At 62.7% G+C, this 25791-nt stretch carries 22 protein-coding genes; 8 read left to right on the plus strand and 14 right to left on the minus strand.

The features are described 5' to 3' along the window. Positions 1-4: 4 nt before the first annotated feature. The 10 genes from ftsX to JOE41_RS03375 all read right to left on the minus strand — a co-directional run bounded on the left by ftsX (position 5) and on the right by JOE41_RS03375 (position 7809). A complete protein-coding gene (gene ftsX, locus JOE41_RS03330) occupies positions 5-919 on the minus strand; it encodes a permease-like cell division protein FtsX (protein WP_011692505.1) in 915 nt (304 codons plus the stop codon). Then, positions 916-1713: a cell division ATP-binding protein FtsE gene (ftsE, locus tag JOE41_RS03335; RefSeq protein WP_209750855.1), complete on the minus strand. Its 798-nt coding sequence runs from the start codon at positions 1711-1713 to the stop codon at positions 916-918. The genes ftsX and ftsE overlap by 4 nt, the downstream gene beginning before the upstream one ends. A 188-nt stretch (positions 1714-1901) precedes the next feature. Then, a complete protein-coding gene (prfB, locus tag JOE41_RS03340; RefSeq protein WP_011692507.1) occupies positions 1902-3017 on the minus strand; it encodes a peptide chain release factor 2 in 1116 nt (371 codons plus the stop codon). A 43-nt stretch (positions 3018-3060) separates the two neighbouring features. Continuing rightward, on the minus strand, positions 3061-3474 hold the full coding sequence (locus tag JOE41_RS03345; protein ID WP_209753521.1) for a pilus assembly protein TadG-related protein: 414 nt from the start codon (positions 3472-3474) through the stop codon (positions 3061-3063). 44 nt (positions 3475-3518) lie between these two features. After that, positions 3519-4025 carry a hypothetical protein gene (locus JOE41_RS03350; RefSeq protein WP_209750857.1) on the minus strand — a complete coding sequence of 169 codons (507 nt, stop codon included), beginning with the start codon at positions 4023-4025 and terminating at the stop codon, positions 3519-3521. Then, positions 4006-4395 carry a TadE/TadG family type IV pilus assembly protein gene (locus tag JOE41_RS03355; protein ID WP_209753522.1) on the minus strand — a complete coding sequence of 130 codons (390 nt, stop codon included), beginning with the start codon at positions 4393-4395 and terminating at the stop codon, positions 4006-4008. Before JOE41_RS03355 ends, JOE41_RS03350 begins: the two co-directional genes overlap by 20 nt. 84 nt (positions 4396-4479) lie before the next feature. Then, entirely contained in the window at positions 4480-4731 is a 252-nt protein-coding gene (locus JOE41_RS03360; protein ID WP_043429891.1) for a hypothetical protein, read from the minus strand. Positions 4732-4793: 62 nt separating this feature from the next. Beyond that, positions 4794-5735, minus strand: a complete 942-nt coding sequence (locus JOE41_RS03365; protein WP_209750859.1) for a type II secretion system F family protein — start codon at positions 5733-5735, stop codon at positions 4794-4796. Next, entirely contained in the window at positions 5732-6586 is an 855-nt protein-coding gene (locus JOE41_RS03370) for a type II secretion system F family protein (RefSeq protein WP_209750861.1), read from the minus strand. Before JOE41_RS03370 ends, JOE41_RS03365 begins: the two co-directional genes overlap by 4 nt. After that, positions 6586-7809, minus strand: a complete 1224-nt coding sequence (locus JOE41_RS03375; protein ID WP_209750863.1) for a CpaF family protein — start codon at positions 7807-7809, stop codon at positions 6586-6588. Before JOE41_RS03375 ends, JOE41_RS03370 begins: the two co-directional genes overlap by 1 nt. Before the next feature lie 629 nt (positions 7810-8438). Here JOE41_RS03375 and JOE41_RS20940 point away from each other — a divergent pair. Then, positions 8439-10763, plus strand: a complete 2325-nt coding sequence (locus JOE41_RS20940) for a lysozyme (RefSeq protein ID WP_374100007.1) — start codon at positions 8439-8441, stop codon at positions 10761-10763. 76 nt (positions 10764-10839) lie between these two features. On the opposite strand, the gene rfbA is transcribed toward JOE41_RS20940, so the two are convergent. Then, on the minus strand, positions 10840-11712 hold the full coding sequence (gene rfbA, locus JOE41_RS03385; RefSeq protein ID WP_209750865.1) for a glucose-1-phosphate thymidylyltransferase RfbA: 873 nt from the start codon (positions 11710-11712) through the stop codon (positions 10840-10842). Positions 11713-11769: 57 nt separating this feature from the next. Between rfbA and rfbB the strand changes: the two genes are divergently transcribed. Beyond that, positions 11770-12768, plus strand: coding sequence for a dTDP-glucose 4,6-dehydratase (gene rfbB / locus JOE41_RS03390; RefSeq protein ID WP_209750867.1), 999 nt, complete (start codon positions 11770-11772; stop codon positions 12766-12768). Then, positions 12765-14183 (plus strand): bifunctional dTDP-4-dehydrorhamnose 3,5-epimerase family protein/NAD(P)-dependent oxidoreductase, encoded by a 1419-nt coding sequence (locus JOE41_RS03395; RefSeq protein WP_209753523.1) that lies wholly within the window; start codon positions 12765-12767, stop codon positions 14181-14183. The genes rfbB and JOE41_RS03395 overlap by 4 nt, the downstream gene beginning before the upstream one ends. Before the next feature lie 58 nt (positions 14184-14241). Here JOE41_RS03395 and JOE41_RS03400 read toward each other — a convergent pair whose 3' ends face one another. Together JOE41_RS03400 and JOE41_RS03405 are read right to left on the minus strand one after the other, a co-directional pair. Then, positions 14242-16494 (minus strand): hypothetical protein, encoded by a 2253-nt coding sequence (locus JOE41_RS03400; RefSeq protein ID WP_209750869.1) that lies wholly within the window; start codon positions 16492-16494, stop codon positions 14242-14244. Positions 16495-16571: 77 nt separating this feature from the next. Further along, positions 16572-18500, minus strand: coding sequence for a hypothetical protein (locus JOE41_RS03405; protein WP_209750871.1), 1929 nt, complete (start codon positions 18498-18500; stop codon positions 16572-16574). A 161-nt stretch (positions 18501-18661) separates the two neighbouring features. Here JOE41_RS03405 and JOE41_RS03410 point away from each other — a divergent pair, with 161 nt between their 5' ends. The 5 genes from JOE41_RS03410 (at position 18662) to JOE41_RS03430 (ending at position 24483) form a co-directional block, all read left to right on the plus strand. Further along, positions 18662-19732 carry a glycosyltransferase gene (locus tag JOE41_RS03410; RefSeq protein ID WP_209750873.1) on the plus strand — a complete coding sequence of 357 codons (1071 nt, stop codon included), beginning with the start codon at positions 18662-18664 and terminating at the stop codon, positions 19730-19732. Continuing rightward, the gene (locus JOE41_RS03415) at positions 19725-20681 is read left to right on the plus strand and encodes an NAD-dependent epimerase/dehydratase family protein (protein ID WP_209750882.1); all 957 of its coding nucleotides are present in this window, start codon (positions 19725-19727) and stop codon (positions 20679-20681) included. Before JOE41_RS03410 ends, JOE41_RS03415 begins: the two co-directional genes overlap by 8 nt. Positions 20682-20789: 108 nt before the next feature. Continuing rightward, complete coding sequence (locus tag JOE41_RS03420; RefSeq protein ID WP_209750884.1) at positions 20790-23111, plus strand: YfhO family protein; 2322 nt, start codon at positions 20790-20792, stop codon at positions 23109-23111. Then, positions 23111-23626 (plus strand): GtrA family protein, encoded by a 516-nt coding sequence (locus JOE41_RS03425; RefSeq protein ID WP_052500581.1) that lies wholly within the window; start codon positions 23111-23113, stop codon positions 23624-23626. The genes JOE41_RS03420 and JOE41_RS03425 overlap by 1 nt, the downstream gene beginning before the upstream one ends. Then, entirely contained in the window at positions 23623-24483 is an 861-nt protein-coding gene (locus JOE41_RS03430; RefSeq protein WP_209750886.1) for a glycosyltransferase family A protein, read from the plus strand. Before JOE41_RS03425 ends, JOE41_RS03430 begins: the two co-directional genes overlap by 4 nt. Here the strand turns inward: JOE41_RS03430 and JOE41_RS03435 are convergent. After that, positions 24480-25706 (minus strand): acyltransferase, encoded by a 1227-nt coding sequence (locus JOE41_RS03435; protein WP_209750888.1) that lies wholly within the window; start codon positions 25704-25706, stop codon positions 24480-24482. The two genes, JOE41_RS03430 and JOE41_RS03435, sit on opposite strands and share 4 nt — an antisense overlap. Positions 25707-25791 lie beyond the last annotated feature (85 nt).

The following is a 25791-nucleotide window of genomic DNA, read 5'->3' on the forward strand; positions in this document are numbered from 1 at the left end:
CAGCCTAGACCCGCAAATATCTACGTAAGGTCAAGAGAGACGAAATTCCAGCCAAAGTTGCGCCCAGCCCGATCAGCGCCGGCGCGAGGATGAGAGTCTGCGCCGGAGAAATGAATGCCGTGTCGGGGTACTGCTTTGACATGTACTCGCCAAGGAAGAAATGGGCCACGGCCCAGAGCGTGCCCGAGGCCAGCGCCGCACCGATCACGGCGGCAATGACACCCTCAAGAATGAACGGCAACTGAATGACCGTCTTGGAAGCCCCGACCAATCGCATGATCCCGGTCTCCCGACGCCGGCTGAACGCAGAGAGGCGGATGGTGGTGGCAATGAGCAAGATGGCGCAGACAATCATGACGCCGGCAATGATGACTGCTACCAGGGACGCCGCGTTCATCACCGAGAAGAGCCGTTCCAGGACCTGGCGCTGGTCAATCACGGTCTCGACGCCGGGCTGTGAGGAGAACGTCTCACTGATGATCTGGTACTTTTCCGGATCCTTCATATTGATCCGGAAAGAGGCGGGCAGCTGGTCCGGCGTCACCGAGTCGACGATCGGCGAGTTGGAGAACTGCTCCTTGAAGTGCCTGTAGGCATCGTCTTTGGACTCGAACTGGAAGTCATTGATGTATTGCGCCACGGCGGGCGATTCAAGCAGCGTGCGGAGGTTTTCCTGCTGCTCCGGTGTCGCCGTCCCGGTGGCACAGCCGGCCGCGGTCGAGCCGTCGCCGCAGAGGAAGATGGCGACCTGGACTTTGTCGTACCAGTAGCCCTTCATCTGGTTGATCTGAAGCTGCAGCATCCCGGCTGCACCGACGAATGTCAGTGACACGAAGGTCACCAGGATGACCGACACCACCATGGACAGGTTGCGCCTCAGGCCGCTGCCGATCTCGCTGAGGATGAAAGCCAGCCTCACAGTGCCTCCCCCGCCTGGGAGGAGGCGGATCCGTCGCCGGGGTCCGCAGCGGAGCCGTCCGGACGCCCGCTGGCGTCCTTGAAACGCCGCGACTGCCCGACCACCGGAATCATAGAGGTGTACAGGGCCCGGGCTTCGTCACGGATGACAACACCGTTCCGGAGTTCCACCACACGCTTTCGCATTTCATTGACGATGTCATCGTCGTGAGTGGCCATGACAACCGTGGTGCCGTTCTGGTTGATCTTGTCCAGGACGCCCATGATGCCCATCGACGTCGTGGGGTCAAGGTTTCCGGTGGGCTCGTCCGCCAGGAGGATCCCGGGCCGGTTCACCACGGCGCGGGCGATCGCCACACGCTGCTGCTCACCGCCGGAAAGTTCATGCGGCATGCGGTGTTCCTTGCCTTCAAGGCCTACGGTCTTGAGGACTTCCGGGACCGTATCCCGGATGATGCTGCGGCTCTTGCCGATGACCTGCATGGCGAAGGCAACGTTCGCGAAGACATTCTTCTGCGGCAGCAGCCGGAAGTCCTGAAACACGACGCCGATGCCCCGGCGCAGCCGGGGCACACGCCAGCTTGAAATGTTCGCAACGTTCTGGCCGGCAACGTAGACGGCGCCGGATGTGGCCCGGTCTTCCTTGAGTACCAGGCGAAGGAAAGTTGATTTACCGGAACCGGAGGCGCCCACGAGGAACGCAAACTCACCACGGTCGATTTCAAGGTTGACAGAGTCCAGCGCAGGCCGGGCTTTCTGGTCATAGACCTTGGTGACATTCTCGAAACGGATCATTGCCCTAAGAACCCTGCAGGACATGGCTGATTGAGCCCCGTACTGCAGCCGGCGCACGGGCTTTCTTTTGGGGGAAGTAGAGCTCCGGCTCCTCGACTATACGCACGGCCACCTGCAGAAAAGCTGGAGTCCCGGGGCGTGTCGCAGGATTTCGGCCACCGAATGGACGTCCTGGCGGGGTGGCAGCCCTAGTTGGCGGCGTTCCGGTTGTCTGTGCGCCAGCGGATGCCGGCATCAATGAAGTCGTCGATTTCACCGTCAAACACGGCCGAGGTGTTGCCGACTTCGTGCTCGGTCCGGAGGTCCTTGACCATCTGGTACGGGTTCAGCACGTAGGAGCGCATCTGGTCGCCCCACGATGCCTTGACGTCACCGGCGAAGGCCTTCTTTTCCGCGTCTTCCTGCTCCTTCTTGAGAAGAAGGAGCCGGGACTGGAGTACGCGCAGGGCAGCGGCCCGGTTCTGGAGCTGGGATTTTTCGTTCTGCATCGACACGACTGTCCCGGTGGGAATGTGGGTCAGGCGCACCGCGGAGTCAGTGGTGTTAACCGACTGGCCGCCGGGGCCGGAGGACCGGAAAACATCCACGCGGATTTCGTTGTCCGGGATGTCGATGGAGTCCGTCTGCTCGATCAGCGGAATGACTTCCACGGCCGCGAACGACGTCTGGCGGCGCCCCTGGTTGTCGAAGGGGCTGATCCGGACAAGACGGTGAGTACCGGCTTCGACACTCAGCGTGCCGTAGGCGTAGGGGGCGTTGACCTCGAAGGTGGCGGACTTGAGTCCCGCTTCTTCGGCATAGGAGGTGTCCATGATGGTGGTCGGGTAGCCGTGGCGTTCCGCCCAGCGCAGGTACATCCGGAGCAGCATCTCGGCGAAGTCCGCGGCATCCACTCCGCCGGCGCCGGCACGGATGGTCACCACCGCTTCACGTTCGTCAAACTCACCGGATAGCAGCGTCACCACTTCAAGGTCCTTCAGCGACTTACGGATGGACTCTAGCTCCGCTGCGGCTTCGCCCATGGAATCGGCGTCGTCCTCGTCCTGTCCGAGTTCCACCAGGACTTCGAGGTCGTCAATCCGGGAGACCAGCGTGTTGAGGCGTTCGAGTTCGCTCTGCCGGTGGGAGAGCCTGGAGGTAATCTTCTGCGCGGCTGCCGGGTCGTCCCAGAGGTTGGGCTCCCCTGCCCGCTCGCTCAGTTCGGCGATGTCTTCCTTCAGCTCCTCAACATTCGAGACGTTTTCGATGGAGGAGTAGGTGGCGCGCAATGCGCGGATTTCTGCGGAAAAATCTATTTGAGCCATGGTTGTTAAAGCCTACGCCATCCTTCCAAGCCGCCCCGCACCGCTACCGGACGAGCCTGGAGCGTGCTGTGGATGTCGCCTCGATCCTGATTCCGTCCGGGATAAGGAAGTTCACGATCGGAGGATGCACCTCGGCACTGAGTACAACGACGGCGGTGGAACCGTCCGGACTCCCGGTCTCGGGTGCGACGGCAAGACCGTCGAACCTGCCGTAGGTGCCGTTCCTGCTCAGATAGTCCGCGGCAATGCTGCGCACCCGCCCGCCGCTAAGCACCGCGGACGGGCTGCCGCCGTCCGTCTCGACCTGGCCCAGTGTGTAGCTGTCCGCCGCGGCTACGGACGCCCCGTCCGCCGCGGACAACAGCTTCTTGTGTTCCAGGTACAGGGAGGACGCCGCCAGCACTGCGGAGGTGACCAGAAGCGCCAGGAGAACGTAGCCGATGATCAGGACCATCATCTGTCCGTCCTCGCCGCCCTGATCACCGTCCCGGTACTGATTTCTCACCGGAATCGCCCCACAACTTGGGTGGCCGAGGCGTCCAGCCGGCTTGCGTTGAGCTGAAACGAGTCGCTGAAGGGTACAAAGGGCAAAGGGACTGTCAGGTGGACAGTAACCGTGACGGCAGACCCCGGGGCGAGGCAGTCCGAGGGCCGGCAACTCGTTTCCATGCGCGCATTGTCCGCCGGATGCCCGTAGTCCGCGAGCGCGAGCATGACTGCCTGTTCCGCTGCCGCGCGGCCGCTTTCTGCATCGGGCTGTGCCACGTAAACCTTTGCGGCCTGGTCGGCCGCACCGACCACGGCGAAGGCACCGCCCTGGATCTGCCCCACGGTAATGATGAAGTACACGAGCGGGACCATCAGGAGAAGGGCGAGGAACGTGAATTCGACGACGGCACTCCCCCGCTCCCCGGGAGTAGCATCCGTGCATGAGGCCTCGTCCGTGCATGAGGCCTCGCGGAATCGGCGTGTCAGGAAGGCGTGAGCCTTACGGCTGGATGGCAGCATGGCCTTTGACCTCCAGTGCCTCCCGGGGACCGATCAGGCCGATCACGGGCAGAGGGGCCCTGACTGTCACTTCGAGGGCCCGGACGCCCTGGTACGTAACTTCGGAGGTGCTCACCTCCTGGGCGAAGTCTGCGTTGAGCGCGATTCCGATTAGTTCGCCCGTGCGGTCCTTGGCATCTGCCGCATTCCGGTCGGCGAGTGTGCCGTACCTCGCGCCCGACGCCGCAGCGTCGATCAGGGTGTTGCGTACGTGCAGCACGAGCGTCAGCTGGATCACCGCCAGGAAGAACATCGTGAGGAGCCCGCCGACCAGGACGAAATCCACAACGGCGGAGCCCCGTTCCCTCACGGATGGGTCATCGCGCCCCATCGGCTTTTCCGCCGCCCGGCAAGGCGCAGGCTCCCCTGCCCGGCAAAGCGCATCGTCGGCCGCCCGGAGCCCTGCGCTCATGTGCTAATTTCCGACCTTGTCCATGGCCTGATTGAACAGCCCCTCCAGGGCTGGTCCGGCCAGGGCCAGCAGCGCAGCCACCAGCACTGCCGACATAAGCGTGATCATCACCCAGCCCGGCACATCCCCTCTTTCCGGATGGTCCGTGCTCCGGTGCAGCTTCCCGCCGCCACTGCCGATGAACACGGCCGTTGACCGGACCAACAGTGCGATGGTGTGGATCACAACCAGGGCGCGGATTCCGAGGTGTTTCATCGAGCTTCCATTCTGTAGTTCTGGCTGGTATTTTCCCGGCAGTCCGGGTGGTCTGGACTCGGTCATAGTCCCAGGCTGATGGCGGCGAGTCCGGGAAACACTGCAAAAATGACGGTCAACGGCAGGACACCAAACACCAGCGGCACCATCATGGCGATTTCTTTCTTTCCGGCCGATTCCATCAGGTCGCGTTTGGCGGTGTCACGGACATCCTGCGCCTGGGCGCGAAGGACGTCTGCCAGAGGTGTCCCCCGTTCAACTGCCACGATGATCCCATCGACGAACCGCACCAAGGGTCCCAGGTCGGTCCGTGCGGAGAATCGCTGCAGCGCTTCGACGAGCGGCTTTCCGGCCCGGGTTTCGCCAAGCACCAGCTCAAATTCCCTGGCGAGTTCGCCGTGTGAGCTGCGGCAGACGCGGTCCAGCGCTCCCGTGGCACTTTCCCCTGCGCTGACGGCGAGTGCCATCAACTCCGCGAGGCTCGGGAACTCTGCCATCATGAGCTTTTCCCGCCTCTTGATCTGGGAGCCCAGGCAGTAATCCCGGAAAAGGAACCCTCCGAGGGCACTGCCCAGAACGGCGACAACGGCGAGGAAAGGATTGAACTGTCCTGATGCGGCTCCTACCAGGATCAGACCGGTGGCGAGCACGAACCCCAGCACTGCCCAGAGCAGTTGCTCGGCCCTGAAGTCGACGACAGACTTTCGGACGCCGGCCTGGGCCAGCCTGCGGCTCAGCGCCGACGAGCCCAGGTTGAATCGCGCCAGGACCGAGAGCCCCTCCTTCAGCATTGGGCGCAGTATGAGCTCCAGAGGCCCGAAGGGGGTGAGGTTGTCTGTGGAGGCCAACAGCAGCTTGGATTCCAGGTTTTGCGACTTCAGTTGCGGTTCGATACGTTCGGCAAAGCTCATTGGCCTCATGAACGGCAACCTCGCAATCAGGAGCCAGAGGCCGGCTCCGAGCAGGAGTCCGCAGATCACGGCAACAGCGGCGGGCGACGTCATCTCAGGACCCGTTCGTCCTCAGGCAGCGCACCGATCCGCAACATAACGGAGTAGCAGATGGTGGAAACCACCAGTCCGCCGAGAAGCACTGCCGCCCCGGTCGCGGTGTTGTAGGCGGCGACCGCTTCGGGCCGGGTGGCCAACAGCACCATGACGATCCAGGGTGCAGCTACTGCAAGCCGTGCTGCATTCACCGTCCAGGACTGCCGGGCCTCCAGCTCGCTTCTGGTCCGCGCGCTTTCCCGCAGGAACTCGCCCAGGGTTCCCAACAGGCGGCCCAGGTCGGAGCCGCCCACCTCCCTCGTGAGCCTGAGGGCTTCCACAATCCGGTCGGCGACGGGGTCTGCAAGCCGTTCCTTGAGCCTGTTGAGGGCTGGATCGAACTGGCCGCCGGCGCGGTAGTCGGCCCCAAAATCCCGAAATACGTGCCGCAGCTCCTCGGGCCCCTTCTCACCCAGTTGGATCAGCGCCTCCGGCAGGGACAGCCCTGCCCTGATCGCGGACCGAAGATGGTCAACGACGTCAGGCCACAACTGACGCAGGGTGGCCGTGCGTTTGCGGGCCCGCCATCTGACGACGGCCATTGGGAGCCATCCTCCAAACAGGCCGAAGCAGGCGGAGATGGGCCAGGACCTGGTCACCGCGAAGAAAACGATGCTGACGAACGCCGCCACGCCTACGCAAGTAGATACCAAGCCGAGCCCGGACACGTTCTCAATCCCGGCAGCGCGCAGCAGGTCCTGCAACCGGCTGGACCGCGGACGCCGCTTAGCGGCCTGGGGCTGTTCCCAGGCCGACCACCAGATGAGGAACAAACCCGCGCCCAAAACCACCCCCAGCATCGGTGCCATTAGCGGACCTCCAGCAGGGCTGCAACGTCAAATCCTGCACCGGCAAACTTCTCGACGGCAGGCATGGAGTTTGCTTTGGGTTGCAGCTGGCCGTCGGTCATCGCAAAGACCATGGACGATTCGATGATGCCGTTTTCCACGCGCCGTCCGAGCGACAGAATTTCAGTCACCTGGCGCCGGCCATCGCCCTGTCGGCTGCAGTGGACCACCAGGTCAATGCACGAAGCGACCGTCGGCACCACGAAAGCACTTGAGATGTTGTCGCCGGCCAGGAGCGGAAGGGTGCACAGCTTGGTGACGGCGTCATGTGCCGAGTTGGCGTGGACCGTGCACATGCCGGGAAGGCCCGAATTAAGCGCGATCAGCATGTCCAGGCTTTCCGCCTCACGGACCTCTCCCACCACCAGGCGGTCCGGCCGCATCCTGAGGGCTTCCTTGACGAGCCTTCGCAGCGGAATCTCGCCTTCCCCCTCCAGGTTGGGTTGCCTGCACTGCAATCCGACGACATCGCGCAACGGAAACTGCAGTTCGAAGATCTCCTCGACCGTAATGACGCGCTCCCGGGCACCGATGCTGGCAGCCAGGCAGTTCAGCATGGTGGTCTTCCCGGCCTGCGTCGCCCCGGAGACCAGGATATTGAGTCCGCTGGCCACTGCAGCGCCAAGGAACCGGGCCGCCTGCGTCGTCAGGGTGCCCAGCTCCACGAGATGTTCGAGCCGGCTCGCCTTGACCACGAACTTGCGGATGTTGACCGCCCAGTGTCGCCGCGTCACATCAGGAATGACGACGTGCAGCCGGGATCCGTCCGGGAGGGCCGCATCCACAAACGGCGAAGACATATCAAGCCGGCGCCCCGAGCTTTTCAGCATGCGTTCCACCAGGTCCCGCACCTGCTGGTCCGAGAGACTAAGCGAGGTGAGTTCGGATTCGCCGTTGCGTGCCACGTAGATTTCGTTGGGTGCGTTGAGCCAAATTTCTTCGATGGTAGGGTCATCCAACAGCGGCTGCAACGCACCGAAACCGGCCACGGCGTCGTAGACATGCCGACGGGCGGACTCCAGCGGGCCGATCGGCGGAAGCGGCCCCATCAATGCGCGTTCGTCATAGTCGCTGACGGCTGCCTCGACCAGGCGCCTGACCTCGCCGGCCTGCTGCAGAGGGTCCAGGCCGCGGCGCCGGATCAGCTCGCGAACCTCGTCCTCCACGATTCGAACAGCATCCATGCGTTCCCCCAAACGACTGCCGCCCCCGGCTGAGGCAGTACAACTGCGTTAAAGCTAAAGGAGCATACACATGTCGGCCAAGTCACAGGAACAAAGCTGTGGATAAGCGGGGAATGCCCGCCAAATTTGATTCACACTGGTAACACCAGAATCACTAGTCGCTCCATGCACACTGGTGTTATGGTAGGCGCGTTAAGTCAGACATATCTCACAGTTCAGTTCGTCCTGCGGGATTCAGCTGTAGATGCGACCTAGTGGCCTGCTCCTGGGAGCATGTCATTATTCCGGAGCGAAAAATGAAGCGGAATTCAGTTCAACCCAAGCGTCGCTTACTGAGAAACGCTGGACCGCTGGTACTGGCGCTGGCGCTGATGGCCGGACCGCTGGCCGGCACGTCGGGTGCAACGGAGCCTCTGCCATCGCCGGCCCCCACGGGCACCACATCCACGGGCACCGCAACCGCAGCACCCGAAGCCGCAACACCGAGCGCGCCCGCGACGTCGCCATCGCCGGCCACATCGCCGTCGCCCGTCCAGACCACCACCCAGCCGGCCGAGCCGGTGCCCACAACAACGAGATCGGCGCCTGTCGTTCCCTTGGACCCCACCTCCGATGCTGGTCGAGCGGCGATGGCAAAAGCCGCCGGCCAGGGCGGCGCCGAAATGGGCCAGCGCTCCGCGCGCGTCGCCGGAGCCTCAAAACAGGACGGCGCCCAACTGTTCACAACACAGTCCCTGGAAACGCAGGGAACGTGGATGCCGACTTTCGGAGTGCAGGGCCTGGACGTCAGCGGCCACCAAACATCGGTTAACTGGCAGCAACAGTGGAACATGGGCGCGCGCTTTGCGTATGTCAAAGCCAGCGAAGGCAACTACTACACGAATGAGTTGTTCGGCTCGCAGTACCAAGGTTCACGCAGCGTCGGAATGATCCGTGGCGCTTACCATTTCGCTATCCCCAACTGGTCCTCGGGAGCTGATCAGGCACGCTACTTCGTCCAGAACGGAGGCGGCTGGACGGCGGACGGTTACACGCTGCCACCCGTGCTGGATTTCGAGTTCAACCCCTATGAAGGCCGGACCATCGACGGGTTCTACTTCGGAAATACCTGCTACGGAATGTCTCCGTCCCAGTTGACAGCCTGGGTGCGCGACTTCGGCAACACCATGCAGGCGCTCACCGGACGCCTGCCAGTCATTTATACCAACACCATGTGGTGGAAACAGTGCACCGGCGACGCCGCCGGATTCGGGAATTATCCCCTGTGGGTGGCCGCCTACCCGAGCTCTGCAACTAATGACGCCGGCGCCATACCGTCCAGCTGGAGCAGCTACAGCATGTGGCAGTACAGCAGCACGGGTCCCTTCGCAGGTGACTCCAACGTGTGGAACGGCACGTACCAAATGCTGCAGCGCTTCGCGACCTATTCCGACGGCTTTGGCTCGACCTTTGTCAAAGGCCCCACCAGCAGCACGATCTTCTTGGTTAGCGGCAAGACCAAATACCCTGTACCGGACTGGGCTACGTATCAGCTGTACATGAACGTTAGTTCCCTGGACCAAGTCAGCCAGCAATACGTGGACTCGCTGACGACGGGGAACCCCGTCGGCCGCTTCGCGCGGGACTCCGACGGCTCCATCTACCTCATTGACGGCGGCCGAAAGTACCACGTGCCGAGCTGCACGGTCATGTACGACTTCGGCGGCGGCAGCTGCACCGGCTGGATCCCGCTGGCGGACAGCCAGCTTGCAGCGTATTCGGATAGCGGAATGCTGGCCAACGCTACCGCCTCCCCGTCCGGAAAGCTGTTCTACGTGTCCGCAATGACGAAGCGGGAGTTCTTTGACGTTGCCTCACTCAGCCGTGCCGGCCTCTCCTCGGCGGTCGTGAACCTGAGCGAGGCAGTAACAGCCTCCCTGCCCTATGCCAGCGCCGCGCCGATCGTGCGTCCGGACGTCATCGTTGTGGACCGAATCAGCCGACAGCCCTACATGAATACCGCCGGAAAGCTCCTGCCCGTGCCCACCTCTATTTACTCCGAGAATGTCTGGGCAAATGGAATCAATGCGGCGGCCTTGGATCCACAGTCCATCGCCAAGCTCACCCAAGGCCCTGCCTTCACCGGTTTTGCCTCGAATGAAGCTGGCACCGCACGGTACGTGATCGGTTCGAGCTACAAATTCCTGATGACCGACGCATCTCAGTGGCCCGATACGACGGTCAAGTTTTCAGATGCCCTGCTGGGTGCAATTGGTACCGGGCCCACGATTTCCAATCCGACCTACCTGAAGTCGTCATCGTCCCCGGTTGTCTACCGGCGGGACAAGTCGGTTGCGCGGGAAGTCCCTGACATCTCCACGCTCACGCAGCTGGGCCTCGGCAAGATTCCCGCCATCTATTCCTTGACCCCAACCACCGTTCGTTCGCTGCCGAAAGGCCCGGCGATACTGCCCCTGGCCAAACTCACGGTCGGGGACACGAGTCCGGTGGTCTATCTGATCGACGGCCCCGACAAGATGCTGCAGCTGGAGGATTTCAGGATCACCAGCAGCCTGGGCATCGGGGGCTACTCCCGCGTGCCGCAGTCAGCGCTGGCGCCTTACTCCTCCACAGCAACAGTTCAGCCCGTTGTGCGGTGCGCTTTGAACACCTATCTCGGGTACGGCGGCGGCATCTGGAAGCTCCCGGCCACGACGGCAACCGCCCAGCTCCCCGCACGGACGCCTGAACCGTCCACCTGCACCGCTCTTCCCGCGGCGAGGGGAAACCTGGACACCACAGTCTTCGTCAAGACCCTCGACTCGCCCACGGTCTACCTGATGGTCGACGGGACCAAGCGTCCGGTGAGCACCTGGACCCGCCTGGTGGAGCTGAACAACGGCAGCAGTTCGCCCGTGATTGCCGAATACAGCCGCAGCGCCCTGGATCCGGTGCCCACGGGAAACCCGGCATAACACCAACCGGAATAGCCATTAAATTCAAAAGGCGGGTGTCCGGGAAATTCCCGACCACCCGCCTTTTGTGGCTTGATCAGCCTGCGCTTTGATCCAGCAATTCAAGCAGGTACTTCCCGTAACCGCTCTTCACGAGCGGTTCCGCCCGCTCCTGCAGCTCGGCGTCGCTGAGGAAGCCCAGCCGCCACGAGATTTCCTCCGGGCAGCCGATGGACAGGCCCTGACGCTTCTGCACAGTGTGGATGAATTCGGACGCTTCGTTCAGCGAATCGAAGGTTCCGGTGTCCAGCCATGCGGTTCCGCGCGGCAGGATCTCCACCTGAAGCTTGCCCCGTTCCAGGTACACCCGGTTCACGTCGGTGATTTCCAGCTCTCCGCGGGGGGAGGGCTTCAGGTCCTTGGCGATCTGCACAACATCGTTGTCGTAGAAGTACAGTCCAGGAACTGCGTAGTGGCTCTTGGGCTTAGCCGGCTTCTCCTCGAGCGAAATGGCCTTGCCTTCAGCATCGAATTCCACCACGCCGTAGGCGGACGGATCGGCAACCCAGTAACCAAACACCGCACCGCCGTCGATGTCCGAGAAGCGGCGCAGCTGCGTGCCCATGCCCCTGCCGTAGAAGATGTTGTCACCCAGCACCAGGGCAACCGGCCCGTCGCCGATGTGCTCGGCGCCCAGGATGAATGCCTGCGCCAGTCCATCCGGCGAGGGCTGCTGCGCGTACGTAATATTCACGCCGAACTGCGACCCGTCACCAAGCAAGCGCTGGAACTGGTCGGCATCGTGCGGGGTGGTGATGATGAGGATGTCGCGGATGCCGGCGAGGATAAGCGTGGACAGCGGATAGTAGATCATCGGCTTGTCATAGACCGGCACCAGTTGCTTGCTGATGCCCAAGGTAATGGGATGGAGTCTGGAGCCGGTACCGCCGGCAAGGATAATTCCGCGCATGCAACCTATCTTTCCCTCTGATTCGAAGTCCAACCAAATCCGGTAACCTATGAAACTATGCAGCGACTTCTCGTAACCGGCGGCGCCGGATTCATCGGCTCGAATTTTGTCCATTATGTAATGGCCAACACGGACAACTATGTCACCGTATTGGACAAGCTCACCTATGCCGGGAACCGTGAGTCACTGAGGCACCTGCCCGAGGACCGTTTCGCATTCGTGGAGGGCGATATCGCCGATCCGTCCGTGGTCGACCAGCTCGTGGCAGACCATGACGTCGTGGTCCACTACGCGGCCGAGTCGCACAACGACAACTCGCTGCATGACCCGCGCCCGTTCCTGGATACAAACATCATCGGCACCTACACGCTGATCGAAGCCGCCCGTAAGCACAACAAGCGCTTCCACCACATCTCCACCGATGAGGTCTACGGCGACCTGGAACTCGATGACCCCGAGCGGTTCACCGAGAACACCCCCTACAACCCCTCGAGCCCGTACTCCTCCACCAAGGCGGGCTCGGATCTCCTGGTCCGCGCCTGGGTGCGTTCCTTCGGGCTGCAGGCCACCATCAGCAACTGCTCGAACAACTACGGCCCCTACCAGCACGTGGAAAAGTTCATCCCCCGCCAGATCACCAACGTCATCGACGGCATCCGTCCCAAGCTCTACGGCAAGGGCGAAAACGTCCGCGACTGGATCCACGCCAACGACCACTCCTCCGCTGTCCTGGCTATCATCGAAAAGGGCATCATCGGGGAGACGTACCTAATCGGTGCCGACGGCGAAAAAAACAACAAGGAAGTCGTCGAACTCATCCTTGAGCACATGGGCCAGCCCGCAGACGCGTACGACCACGTCGTAGACCGGCCCGGCCACGACCTGCGCTACGCCATCGACTCCACCAAGCTCCGCACCGAACTCGGCTGGAAGCCGGAATTCTCCAACTTCGACGCCGGCATCGAGGACACCATCGCCTGGTACCGCAACAATGAGGACTGGTGGCGCCCGCAGAAGGCCGCCACCGAAGCCAAGTACAAGGAGCAGGGCCAATAAGCATGGAGTTTCAAAAGAAGCTCGCAGGCGCGGAAACGCCGATCCCCGGCGTCGTGGTCTACGACCTTCCGGTCTACGGCGACAACCGCGGCTGGTTCAAGGAAAACTGGCAGCGGGAAAAAATGATCGCTGCCGGGCTGCCCGACTTTGGCCCCGTCCAGAACAACATCTCCTTCAACGACAAAACCGGAACCACCCGGGGCATCCACGCCGAGCCCTGGGACAAATTCGTCTCCGTGGCCACCGGCCGGATCTTTGGCGCCTGGGTGGACCTCCGCGAAGGGCCGACCTTCGGGGCGGTCTTCACCGCGGAGCTCGATGCCAGCAAGGCCATCTTCATCCCCCGCGGCGTCGCGAACTCCTACCAGACCCTGGAAGACAACACCTCCTACGTTTACCTGGTCAACGACCACTGGTCACCGGAGGCCGAATACACCTTCCTGAACCTGGCCGATGAGACCGCGAACATCCCCTGGCCCATCCCCCTCAGCGAAGCGGAAGTCTCTGACAAGGACCTGGGCCACCCGCGCCTGGCCGACGTCAAACCCATGGGCCCCCGCAGAACCCTCGTTCTGGGCGCGGACGGGCAACTGGGCCGCGCCCTGCGCAAAGCGTACGACGGCGACGCCTCCGTCGAGTTCGCCGGCCGGCAGGACTTCGACCTCCTGGACCCGGAAGCCTACACGGCACGGCACTGGGGCAACTACAGCACCATCATCAACGCCGCCGCTTACACCGCGGTGGACACCGCCGAAACAGGAACCGGACGCGAGGCCGCGTGGGCCATCAACGCCACCGCCGTCGGCCGGCTGGCCCGCATCGCAGCGGAACACTCCCTGACGCTGGTGCACGTCTCCAGCGACTACGTCTTCGACGGGACCCGCACCGAACACACCGAGGACGAACCGTTCACTCCCCTGGGCGTCTACGGCCAAAGCAAAGCCGCCGGCGACGCCATCGTCAGTACAGTCCCCCGGCACTACATCGTCCGGACCAGCTGGGTCATCGGAGAAGGTAACAACTTCGTCCGCACCATGGCGGCCCTGGCCGGCCGCGGCGTCCAACCCGCCGTCGTCGACGACCAAATCGGCCGCCTGACCTTCGCCACGGACATCGCCGACGGCATCCACCACCTGCTCCAGACCAAGGCCCCGTTCGGAACCTACAACCTGAGCAACGACGGCTCCCCGCAGTCCTGGGCCGAAATCGCCGCCGACGTCTACGAACTCAGCGGCGCCGAACGGTCCGTCGTTACCGGCGTCAGCACCGCCGAGTACTTCAAGGACAAGGCAGCCGCGCCGCGGCCGCTAAACAGCGTCCTGGACCTCGGAAAAATCAAGGCCACAGGATTCCGCCCACGGAACTCCAAAACAGCCCTCACCGAATACCTCAGCACAAGCCAGGCAACCGTTTAGCACCGTAGTAAAAGGCAAAGCCGGGCGCCGTCCGAAAGGACAGCGCCCGGCTTTGGCGTTAACTGGCCAAGCCGGCCTTTTCTGTGGAACCGCGGCGCCTGCGGGATGCAACAAGGTCACAAGCCGTCCACAGGACCATGCCGCCCACACCAACGCACCACAGGGCTACCCCTGCGGCCCAGCCCGGCGGCGTAAAGGCAACTGAAACCGTAGAGCCGGCCGCGTGCTCCGGAACATCCAGGGCCAACAGGAATCCGTCGACAGGGGAAGTGATGTCCGCGCCGCTGGCGTGATACCCGGGCCACGGCAACCGGCCCAGGGCTGCGCGGCCGCCGCCGGAGGCAACCTGATCGACGCGAAGCGTGACCTCAGTGGCCGTGCGTCCGGTCTCGGTGAGCTTGGTTCCTGGCGACGTCCAAACGAGCCCGCCGGACGAGTCCGTTGGAATATCGCGGCTCCAGAGCGCTATTTCGCCGTCGTCGCTCACTTCGCGCCACCCTGCGGGCACGGATCGGACGGGCACGGGGTCCTGCCTTCCGACATAATTGTTGGAAGCTGTGGGCCGCTGATTTCCGGCAAAGGACTTCTTCAGGATTTGAATGTTGTCGATACCAAGTTCATCGGCGAGCAGCATGCCGGTTTCCCCCCGCCGCTCGAACAGGCGGTCCAGCAGTTCAACGCATGTCCCGCCCAGGTATCGCAGGCACAGAGCCTTGTTGTACTCCGTGTGCCCGATCAGCTGGTATCTGTTCAGGACCGAAGCGGGGCTGAGGTACCAGGTGTTGGCCATCAGGGTCCTGGACCAGGTCGACTCGTCCTGCGGGTAGTCGAGCGGGTCCCCGACCACCAGGACCTCCCCCTGGACATCTGCGAGGACACGCTTGGGAACGGCAGTATCCGCCGGCACGACGGAATCAGACAGCGGACTCACGGCGGTTGTCCGATATTGCAGCAGGGTGGTCCCCAACGTCACGCCAAGACATACTACGGCGACGGAGGAAGCCATGGACATTTTGTCCAGGGGGAGTTTATTGCCACGCATCCGCCACCACAGCACGCAGATGGCGGCTATGGCGAGGACGCCGGCCAAAAAGACCGCGAGGTAGCGGTCGGGGTATTGGGCCCAGCCACCGTAGACACCGAACGCAATGGCGCCCGTGGCACCCAGCAGGGACAGCTTCGAGGGATGCTTGGCCAGAGCGTGGGAGAGCAAGACAACACAAAGAAGGATGCAAACCAGCGCCAGGTACGGCATAAAGCGGGCAGGATAGCGGAGGGGGCCCACGGTCGAAGGCAGCAGCACAAACATCAGGGAAAGGGCTGCGAAGAACAGGATGTCCCTGATCTTCGGTGCGTACGCCCGAATCCGGCGCCAGCTCAGGAACGCGACGAGCGGCAGGAACCAGGCTATGTACAGTGCCGGCGCAGGAGCGGAGAAGCCGCCCCACCACCACGACGGCATCATTGGGTAGGCAGTGGCGATGGTTGAGCTCAGGAGACCACTGAGGTCAACTCCCATGAAGTCGTCGTTGGCGATGGCGGTAGAGCTTCGCGTTGTCACTGCCGCGGTCAGGACGCCGGGCAGGTAAACCACGACGGCGACCAGGACCAGGCCGAACCCAACCGCCGCAGTGCGCCACGCTGTCCCCCATCGGCGCTTCAGCAGGGCGTCCACGCCAACGGCCAGCAAAACGAAGCCCACCGCCACGGTTCCGGCGACATACCCAATGGTGACCACGAGATATCCCGCCAGGAACGCCCAGAGCGGACTCCGCCGGCCCTCACTGGCCATCTTCAGCAGCATCCAGAAATAGGGCACGATTGACCACGCGATTTGCCCCGTGACCCACGAAGGGGCATCGAAGAACATGGTGAAGCCGTTCAAAGGGGAGGCGACCCCTGCCACCAAGGCCAAGGCGGGCGGAACCTTGAACGATCTGCTCAACAGATAGCAGCCCACGCCGCCGATGACCAGGAAAGCAATTTTGAGGCTGGTGGTTACTACAACGGCATCGGGGGCGAGGTAGACAATCACCCCGATGAGCATGACGAGCGGGTTCCAGGTTCCCCACTGCCCTTCGGCTGCATAGTTCCCGCTCGACCATACTTGGGGATTGAGGATCGGCACCGTGCCGGACAACAGCGATTCACCCAGGTGGTACCAGACTCCGTAGGCGCCGTTTTCGGTGTCATCCCAAAAGTAGAACCGCGGCGTCCAGATCAGCGGAATTAAGCTGAGGATTAGCACGCTGACTGCGGTGATGAGGACCCAAAGTAGCGGGCGCGCCGGCGCGTCTTCACTGTCTAGCATTAGTTCCTTGTCTTAATGTTCGAACCCGCATCACCGACTTCGACTGCCGGCATCAGAATCCGGCCAGGCGAACGTACTCAGCCCGCTACCTTCCACAGGGTAATCGTGGCCGGCTGCCCGCCGTTGTTGTAGGCGGCCTCCGATATTTTCGCTCCATTGACCTTCCCCTGCCAGCCGGTGGGGCAGCCCGTGTCCGTTAGTACGTAGCGGATGTCCACTTTTTCCGCGGCAGGCTGGGCAAACGAGCCGTTTGCGCGCTGCACAAGGATCTCGCGAATGTCTTTTTCGTTCTTGGGCCAGGCGAGGCCGAGGTTGTAAAACGCGGTGGGCAGGCCAGTCAGTGCTTTCACCCGGAACGGGCTGATGCACGGATCGAACATCACCAGCTCGGACGCCTGCCCTTTGGCGTCCACCGTGACGCGCAGGTCTGAGCCGGGTTCGGTGAGCGGCGTTGCAGCTGACTTTATCGCAAGTGCCTGCGGGTCGTTGAAACTCGCTGTGCCGTAGTCATGGACATAGTCCGAAAATTTTGAGTAGTCCGAGAGGCTAACGGCAAAAGCCGCCACCACCGCCACGCAGGCTGTCGCCACCACAATCGCCGGTGCGCGGCCGAAGCCGGCAGCTGGCCGCGCAGCAGAATCCGAAGGGTCGGGCGATTCAGCCGCCCGGGGCTGCTGTTTCCGGCCCGCGCGCCACAGATGCCAGCTCCGGACTGCGACTTGGCAGAACACCGGAACAGCGGCCGCTGTGACCATGGTGAAGCTGTCGATCCAGAAGCGGTACGGTTCCTGGTTCGCACCCCACAGGTCATTGCTGGCGACCACGGGCCAAGCGAAAGCGGCGCCGAGGGCGAACGCCAGCCACGCTTTGTTTCCCTGCACCAGTCCCGCCCAGAAGATCAATGCGAGCATGAGCAAAGGAACCAGCGCGCCCAAAATACCGGTCCAGAGCGGCACGCCCAGGGCGTTGGATGACAGCTCCCGGTATGTCAGGAAGTCATCCTTGTCGGCCAGCCCCAGCAGGGTTCCGAGGATCGTCGGCGAAGCAGCCAGCGCCAGCGCTACACAGGCGGCGATGACGGGAATCTTGTTTTTCAGCAGGACCAGGATAAAGCCGGGCGCAGCGGCGAGAAGGCCCGCCATCAGGGTGACCAGAGGACCTGCCTTAGCAGCGATCGTTGTACCGCCCAGGAGCACTGCCACCAGCAACACAAGGCTCACGGAACCGTGCCACTTCCGGCCGTACATCAACAGGCCGTAGGCGCCCGTTGCGTAGACAAGAAGGTACACGGCCGTTAGGAACGAGTATGTCTGCACATTCGCCAGCGCACCGACGGCGCCAGCGGCAACAATCACGACGGCGGTCCGGGTCTTGGCGCCAGCCTGCGCCCTGCCGTCCAGGAGGGGAAACGTCACGCCTATGAGGATGCAGATGGCGGTGACAGCAATGGAAAGCGCGGCGGATTCTCCATTGAGCGTGAATAGCACCCCGAAAGCGCCCCACAGAACACCGTGGTTGTCCAGAGAGTGGTGCCAGTTGCCGGTGGAAGCCACGGCGAACGTGCCGATGATGCTGGGCACAAAGCCGAGGACGCCCAGGACCGGCAGGCCGGTCAAGCGGATCAGCAGCCAGCTTATGGCCGCCACCATGATGAACTGAAACGCGAGGCCCGCAAGCTGCCACGTGCCAATGATGTCGGTGTTGAACAGACGCGCCAGCAGCCCCAGGAAAACGTAGTAAAGCCGGGGATAGTGGTTGGTGCCGGTTTCGGTGAACGGTTCGACCGCGGCCATGTTGCCGTTTTTGACGTTCACCGCGATGGCCAGGTAAGAGTACTGATCGTAAGGGAAGTACTGGCGGAAGTTGTGCCAGCTGAATCCGGTACTGGTGGTCAGCGGACGGACCTGGAGTACCCAGTACATCAGTCCGGACAAGGCTATGGCGGCGGCTGAGATCAAATGCTGCCAGCGGTTCCGAGAGTTGGTGGCAGCTGTCTGCTGTGTCATTCCGCTGGATACCCCGACATTTTTCGTTGAATTTCTGGGCAGCTTCCCGGAGGCTGCTCGGTTACAAATAAAGATTCTAAGGCCTGCGGCCGCCGCGGCCGGCCTCCGGGGCCGGCCACGCGTCACACTGCATTGTCGCCAAACCGGTAGACTCTGTGCACATGACCAATGCAGTGACAGGCTCTTCGGCCAGCACCCATCGTATTTCCGTCGTCGTACCTGTTTACCAAGGCGAAAAGACGCTGCCGGCGGTCGTTGCGGAACTGATGGGACTCGCGGAACCGCAAATTTCGCCGGCCGGCCACCGTTTCGTCATTGCAGAAGTCCTCCTCGTATTCGATCACGGCCCGGACGGCTCTGCGCAGGTCATCCGTGACCTCGTGGCACGCTACGACATCGTCCGCGGGGTGTGGTTGAGCCGCAACTTCGGACAACACCCCGCCACTCTGGCCGGCATGGCGTCCGCCGGCGGTGACTGGGTTGTCACCATGGATGAGGACGGCCAGCACGATCCCGCCGCTATCGGCGACATGCTGGATACCGCCATGGCCCGGCAGTCAACGCTGGTGTATGCGCTGCCCACCAATAAGCCTCCGCACGGATTCCTCCGGAACGCCGCTTCAAAGGGTGCGAAGAAGGTGGTGTCTGCACTCCTGTCGAGTAACGACGCACCCAACTATCAAAGCTTCCGGCTCGTCACCGGCGAGGTTGCCCGCTCCGTGGCCGCCTATGCCGGCAACGCCGTGTACCTCGACGTCGCGCTGGGGTGGATTGCCTCGAACGTCGCCACCTGCCCGGTAGCTCTTCGGGAAGAGGGGGACCGCGCCTCCGGCTACCGGCTGCGCACCCTGCTGTCCCATTTCTGGCGCATGGTCATCTCCAGCGGCACGCGCGGGCTCCGTCTGGTCAGCCTGATCGGGGCATTGTTCGCGTTCCTCGGCATCTGCCTTGCCATTTACCTCTTCATTTCCTACCTGACGGGACACGGCGCGGGGCAGCAGGGATGGACGTCCACCATGATCGTGATCCTCATCAGCACCGGAGCCATTCTGTTCTCCCTGGGGGTCATCGCCGAGTACGTCGGCGTCAACGTCAACATGGCCATGGGTAAGCCCGCCTACCTGATCGTGAGCGACCCTGCCGTGGGTCCCCTCGGAAAGACCGGCACCGTGGCAGCCGCCACGAATCATGGAACAGCCGCAGCATCCGGGGGAAACACGCCCAATGCCTGATCCGGTATGGGTCGTCGGCGCAGGCGGCCTGCTGGGACGCGGCCTCGTCTCCGTACTCAAGTCGAGGGGCCATGACGTACTCACCTCCTCGATTCCCTGGAACGACGCTGCCGCTGCCAAAGCGGCTCTGGCCGCCGGAGCCGAACAGCTGAGGACCCTCGCTGACGGCAGACCCTGGGTGATCGCCTGGTGCGCCGGCGCCGGCGTCACCGGAACATCCCAAGCCGAGCTGGACTCCGAACTCGACGTGTTCAAGGCCGCACTGGATTCCATTGCCGGGATCCTGTGCATGCCCGGTTCCGCACCCGGCCGGTTTTTCCTGGCCTCGTCGGCCGGCGGCGTTTATGCCGGCGCCCCTGATCCGCCGTACTCCGAAGAGAGCATCACCCAGCCGCTCGCCCCCTACGGTTTTGCCAAGCTTGCCGCGGAAAGCGCCGCCACCGCGTTCGCGTCAACCTCAGGCACCCGCATGTTGATTGGCCGGGTTGCCAACCTCTACGGGCCCGGACAGAACCTGGCCAAGCCCCAGGGCCTCATTTCAGTCTTCGCGAAGGCCTACCTGACGGGCCAACCGGTTTCTGTTTACGTTTCCCTGGACACGCTCCGCGACTACATCTTTATTGACGACGCCGCGGCCCTGATAGCCGATTGCCTCGACCGGCTGTCCGGATCCGACGTCGTTGCAGGACAGACGGTGACAAAGATCATCGCCACTCAGCGGGCAGACACCATCGGCGCGCTGATTGGCGCGTGTAAGACCGTCTTTAAGCGCCGCCCGCGCATAGTCCTCGGAGCATCGCCGTTCGCCAAGGCTCAGGCACACGATCTTCGGTTGAGGTCGGTGGTTTGGACGGAACTCGACAACCGCCAGTTCACTCCCCTGCCGGTGGGAATCGACGCGACCGTCCGGGACATGCAGACACTGAGAAGCGCCTCAGGCTCCTGGTAGCGGAGCGACGACTTCGTCCGCCTGCTTCCAGCTGAAGCGAAAACTGGGTAATCCGCCCCGTTCGGTACCCTAGATGGAGCGTTAGCAACAGAAAGAGACCGTGCCGAGTTGAATATTCAAGAACGACCCACAACGGCCAGGACCGGAAATCCTGGGTGGCTGTGGGCCCTGGCCACGCCGGTGGCCACCATCCTGGCTGCATTAGTGCCGGTCATTTTCAACCACCGGTTTTACTTCTATGACGACACCCAGATCGGCGCCTACCCCATCTGGCGCGAAATTGGCGAAATGCTCCGCTCAGGTCAATGGCCGTTTTTCAGCGCCGAAGGCTGGCAGGCCGGCAACTACGCTGCCGAGGGCCAATGGGGCATCTTTAGTCCCCTGACCCTGGGCATCGGCCTGGCGTCCACGTTCTTCACTAACGCCCTGGTTTTCTCCACCCTGGTCAAAGTCGCCCTTCTGGCCACAGCCAGCATCGGTATCTACCTGGTCAGCCGCAACCTTGGTGCCCGGGCGCCGTGGGCCTTTGTCGCCGGAGTCGCCTCCACCCTTGCCGGATTTACCGTCTACCTCGATTCTCCGTCCTGGGTGACAGGACTGATGGTGTGGGCTTTCCTGCCTTTTGTCTGGTGGTCCTTGCGAAGGATGTGCTACCAGCAGAAGTCGCCCCTGCCCGTTCTGATCACCGGCTACTTCCTCGTCACGGTCGGTTATGTCCACGGCACCATCATGATGGTCCTGCTGTTCGTCGCCGTCATTGTCGAATTGCTGGTGCGCCGGAAGTGGAAGCCCCTCGTGAAGACCGTGTCCACCGGTATCCTCCTGGGTCTGGTGGCGTTGGCCGTTTACCTCCCGGGAGTCCTCACCCTACGCAGCACCGCGCGCACGCAAGTGGTCGCCAACACCAACTTCCTTACCGTTGACCTCACGGGCCTGGCCGGATCGGCACTTCCAAGCAATCTTCCGCAGGTTGCTTCCTGGTGGTGGGGGCCGTTCGCTCCCGCGCCGCTGACCTACATAGCGTGGTTCCTCCCGCTGTTTGCCCTGGTCAACTTCCGTCAGTTGCGGCGCCTGACCCCGGGAATTGCGAGTGTCCCGGTGTTCCTGCTGCTGTCATTGATGCTGACGCTGGCTCCCAGCGACCTTGGACCACTCCGGACGCCCGTCCGGTTGATGCCGTACGTCTGCCTCGCCACCATCGTGCTCTTATGCGTCGCCCTGTCATTGGCACGGGTCCGCAAGGTCTCCGGCGTGCGCTGGGTCAGCACAGCCGCGGTGTTCATTGGGAGCGTTTACCTGGGGTGGACGGGCAAACCGGAGCTGTGGACCGTCAGCGCACGCATGGTGCTCATCATGGCCGTCGGATTTGCCCTGACTGCGGTGGCACTGCGCCTGATCCGCGCCAAGTCGAAGGCCGACGGAGTGGTGGCGGCTGTCCTGGTGGCGACATCCCTTGCGTTGGCCTTCCCGCAGCATTACTACTTTCCCAACCCGCCCGTTCAGGACTTCAAACTGCCCGCGGACACGTCGAAGTACTCCACACAGCTCTCCGGCGCCAAGGGGCAGGCGGTCGTCGTGGGTACGCCGTCCGCTTTGGACCCGTCGATCTGGACCGAGTCGCTTGTCGGCAACATGTGGTACCTGAACCCCGGGTCAGTGCACAACCTCTACAGCCCCATCCAGAATGCGGCCTATTCGAAAGACCTCTGCATTGCTTCCCGCGGTGAGACGTGCAAAGAACTCAGCACCAAGCTGTTTGAAATCGACCCGACATCGGGCAAGCCGCTCGCAGACCTCCTTCGCGTGGACACGGTCCAGATAGTCCGGGATGCGGCCGACCCGAACGGTGCCGAACTCGCCAAGGCGGTCCCGCCGTCGGGCTGGTCTGTTGCATCCCGGACTCCGAATACGGTCATGTGGACGCGGAACGTGCCCCTCGGGTCGGTAGGCGCTCCCGTCTACGCGTCCGAGGGTACTGAAATCGAGCCGGTGTCCAACTCCAGCAGCCAGGTCACTTTCAAGGTGGACGAGGTCCCCGCTTCCGGCGGGACCGTGACGCTGGGCCGCATCGCGTGGCCGGGTTACACGGCTGACGGCGCCACCATCGTCGATCCGCTCCGCGGTTACCTCCTGACGGTCAACGTGGCTCCGGACATGGCCGGCAAAACCGTGACCGTCTCGTTCCAGCCGCCAGGATGGACCCTCGAAATCGCTTCCTTGGCTGCCGCACTTCTTCTTGGTGCCGCCTGGTCTGTGGTCCATGCGCTGCGCGGCCGACGGCGGTCCGGCTCACCTGACGGGCCGTCGTCGTTAGCTGACCGCCCGGCCGGCAACGATCCGAGCGCTTCCGCGCCCCATCCCTCCCCCGATCCCTCGCTCCGCTCCGGCGGGGCAGAGCCGGAATACGCCTTGAGAAAAGAGGACAAATAGTGGCTTCCCATCCGCCCACAGCGGACGAGCCGGTGCGCGGAATCCATTCCGGCCCGCCCGGTCCGCTGATGAAAATCGTCAAAGATCAGCGGGTTGCTTTCCTCCTCGTCGGGGGCGCCAACACAGCCTTCAGCACGGGCCTCTTCATTGTTTTGGCCTTGGCGTTCCCTCAGGCTCCCTCTTTCATCCTCTTGTCCGCGTCGTGGACGGTCTCGCTCATCGCGGTCTTCTTCGTCTACCGGAAGCTTGTCTTCCGCGTCAAAGGACATGTCTGGCTGGACCTGGGCCGATTCGCGCTCGTCAACCTCACGTCCCTGCTGGTTAACATCGGGCTGCTCTCACTGTTTGCTGACCTCCTGCAGTTCCCAAGGATCCCGACGCAACTGGCCATCACCCTGTTGTCCGTAATCATCAGCTACTTTGGGCACCGGCACTTTTCATTCCGGCGTAAACATGCACCGGAGCACGCACAGACCGCCCCCGTAAACGGCACTAAAGAGGAAGAGACGGCATGAAACCGAAAGTCTCCATAGTCATCCCCGCTTATAACAATGTGCAGTACATTGCTGAAACGCTTGATTCAGTCCTGAACCAGACCTATGACGACTATGAGGTGGTCATTGCCGACCATTCGTCAGTTGACGGAACGACGGACGTCATCAACGGATACAGCGGCCACCCGAAGCTCCGCATCCTCAGCCCCACGCCCGTCGGCGGCGGTGCCCAGGCCAACTGGAACAGAGTCAGCGCCGAGGCCAGGGGTGAGTACGTCAAGCTGGTCTGTGGCGATGACATTGTTGCACCGACGGCACTCGCCGAGCAGGTGGCAGCTTTCGAAGCGCATCCGACGGCGGTCCTGGTAGCCAGCCAGCGCGATCTGGTCGACTCCAGCGGCGAAGTATTCATCAAAAGCAGGGGCCTTCAAGGCATCTCAGGACTGGTGAGCGGGGCAAAGGCCGTCCGGGCCACGGTTGTGGCCGGTTCCAACATCTTTGGGGAACCGGCGTGTGTTATGTTCCGCCGGGACCTGCTTGAGAAGGAAGGGGGCTGGGACAATACCCACCCGTACCTTATCGATGAGGCGACGTACGCCCGGATCTGCTTCCACGGTGACGTCGTGGCAATCCGTCGCAGCCTGGCCAAATTCCGCATCAGCGCCAGCCAGTGGAGCGTCCGACTGGCGAGGCAGCAGTCAGATCAGGCCATCGCGTTCCACAACCACGTTGCGCGGACGCACCCGGGTGTCCTCAGCCGTCTTGATCTGCTGACTGGCAACCTCAAGGCTGTGGCCATGTCCTATGCCCGCAGGCTGGCGTACATGCGGCTACGCAAGCGCATGGGCCATGAACACGCGGTGGAAAGTACCGTCTAGGACGGTTTCCGGTCGGCCGCGCCATGGATGTGGCTGTGGCCGACCTCGGGATCATCAACGGCCCGTTCCGGGATTTGCTGGGTCGACATCACACGCATCTTACGGCGGGCCGGTTCTTCGAAGAACCGCCACAGGCAGTAGCCAAACACGGACACCACGGCCGGTATCAGGATGAAGCCGAGCTTGGCCCCCACCGTTCCCGTGCCGAGGGTCGCCGGGAATGTCATCTGCAGCTTCCAGAAGATCTCAATCAGCGGCATATGCACGAGGTAGATGCTGTAGGAGGCCATTCCGCCCACCACCAGCGCTTTACTGCCCAGGACCTTTGCCACGTGCCGGTCGGCCATTCCCAAGGCTCCGACAATCACCACGAGTACAGGGATCAGCAGTCCTATGTAACGCGGCCGGGCAGTGAGATCCATCCAGTAGCATCCGGCAATAATGACGGCCGTCGCCAGGACAATGATGTGGCTTGCCATCAGCCGGTTCCGGGCAGTGTCAGGCACCCGCCGGACTATGTAGAACATGAGCGCCCCGGCCATAAAGGCACAAAGGATGCGGAGCAGCCACATCCAGCCGGCGTAGAGGCCCAGCACGTAGGAAAAGAACACCACGGGAAACAGGAGCACTCCGGCCATGATCACCAGGGAGCGGGTGCTGAGCGACCTGTTGAGGCGGAAAATCAGAAGGACCATCACGGGGAACAAAAGGTACGCGAATGCCTCGGCGGAGACTGACCACGCGGCTCCGTTCCAGGTCAACCGGTCGAAACCGGGCTCAGTCCACTGCACCACAAGCGTGAGTTGGCGCAGGAAGCTGCCAACGCTGTAGTCGCGCACATCTACAGGATCATCACTTTGCCGGGCGAGAAGGATCCCGTGCCATACGGCGGCGAACACCAGCATGAATACATACGCCGGCCAGACACGCGCCAGGCGAGCCCACCAGAACTTGACGGTGGCATTACGATCCAGCCGCCACCCCATGCGCTCACCGTAGTTCAACGCCAGCACATAGCCGCTGAGGGCAAAGAAGAGGTCCACGCCGAGCTCCCCGTGTGCAAGAACCGGGCCGACGACGTGTCCCAACCAAGGAAACTCCGAGGCGATGTTGCCGCGAACGTGGAACAGCACTACCCACATGGCCGCTACGATGCGCACGCCGGTCAGTGCGTGGACCTGTTGTACTGCGCGGGCAGCCGTCTTGGGTGGCGTCTGTAACATCACATTTTCCGGCATGCAGTTCCTCTGCGTTATCAGGGCGGGATTCCCTCGGGACTTTCGCTGCGTCCGCGCCTCAAGGGCACTC

Source organism: Arthrobacter sp. PvP103, assembly GCF_017833075.1.
In the GTDB taxonomy this organism is placed as follows: Bacteria; Actinomycetota; Actinomycetes; order Actinomycetales; family Micrococcaceae; genus Arthrobacter.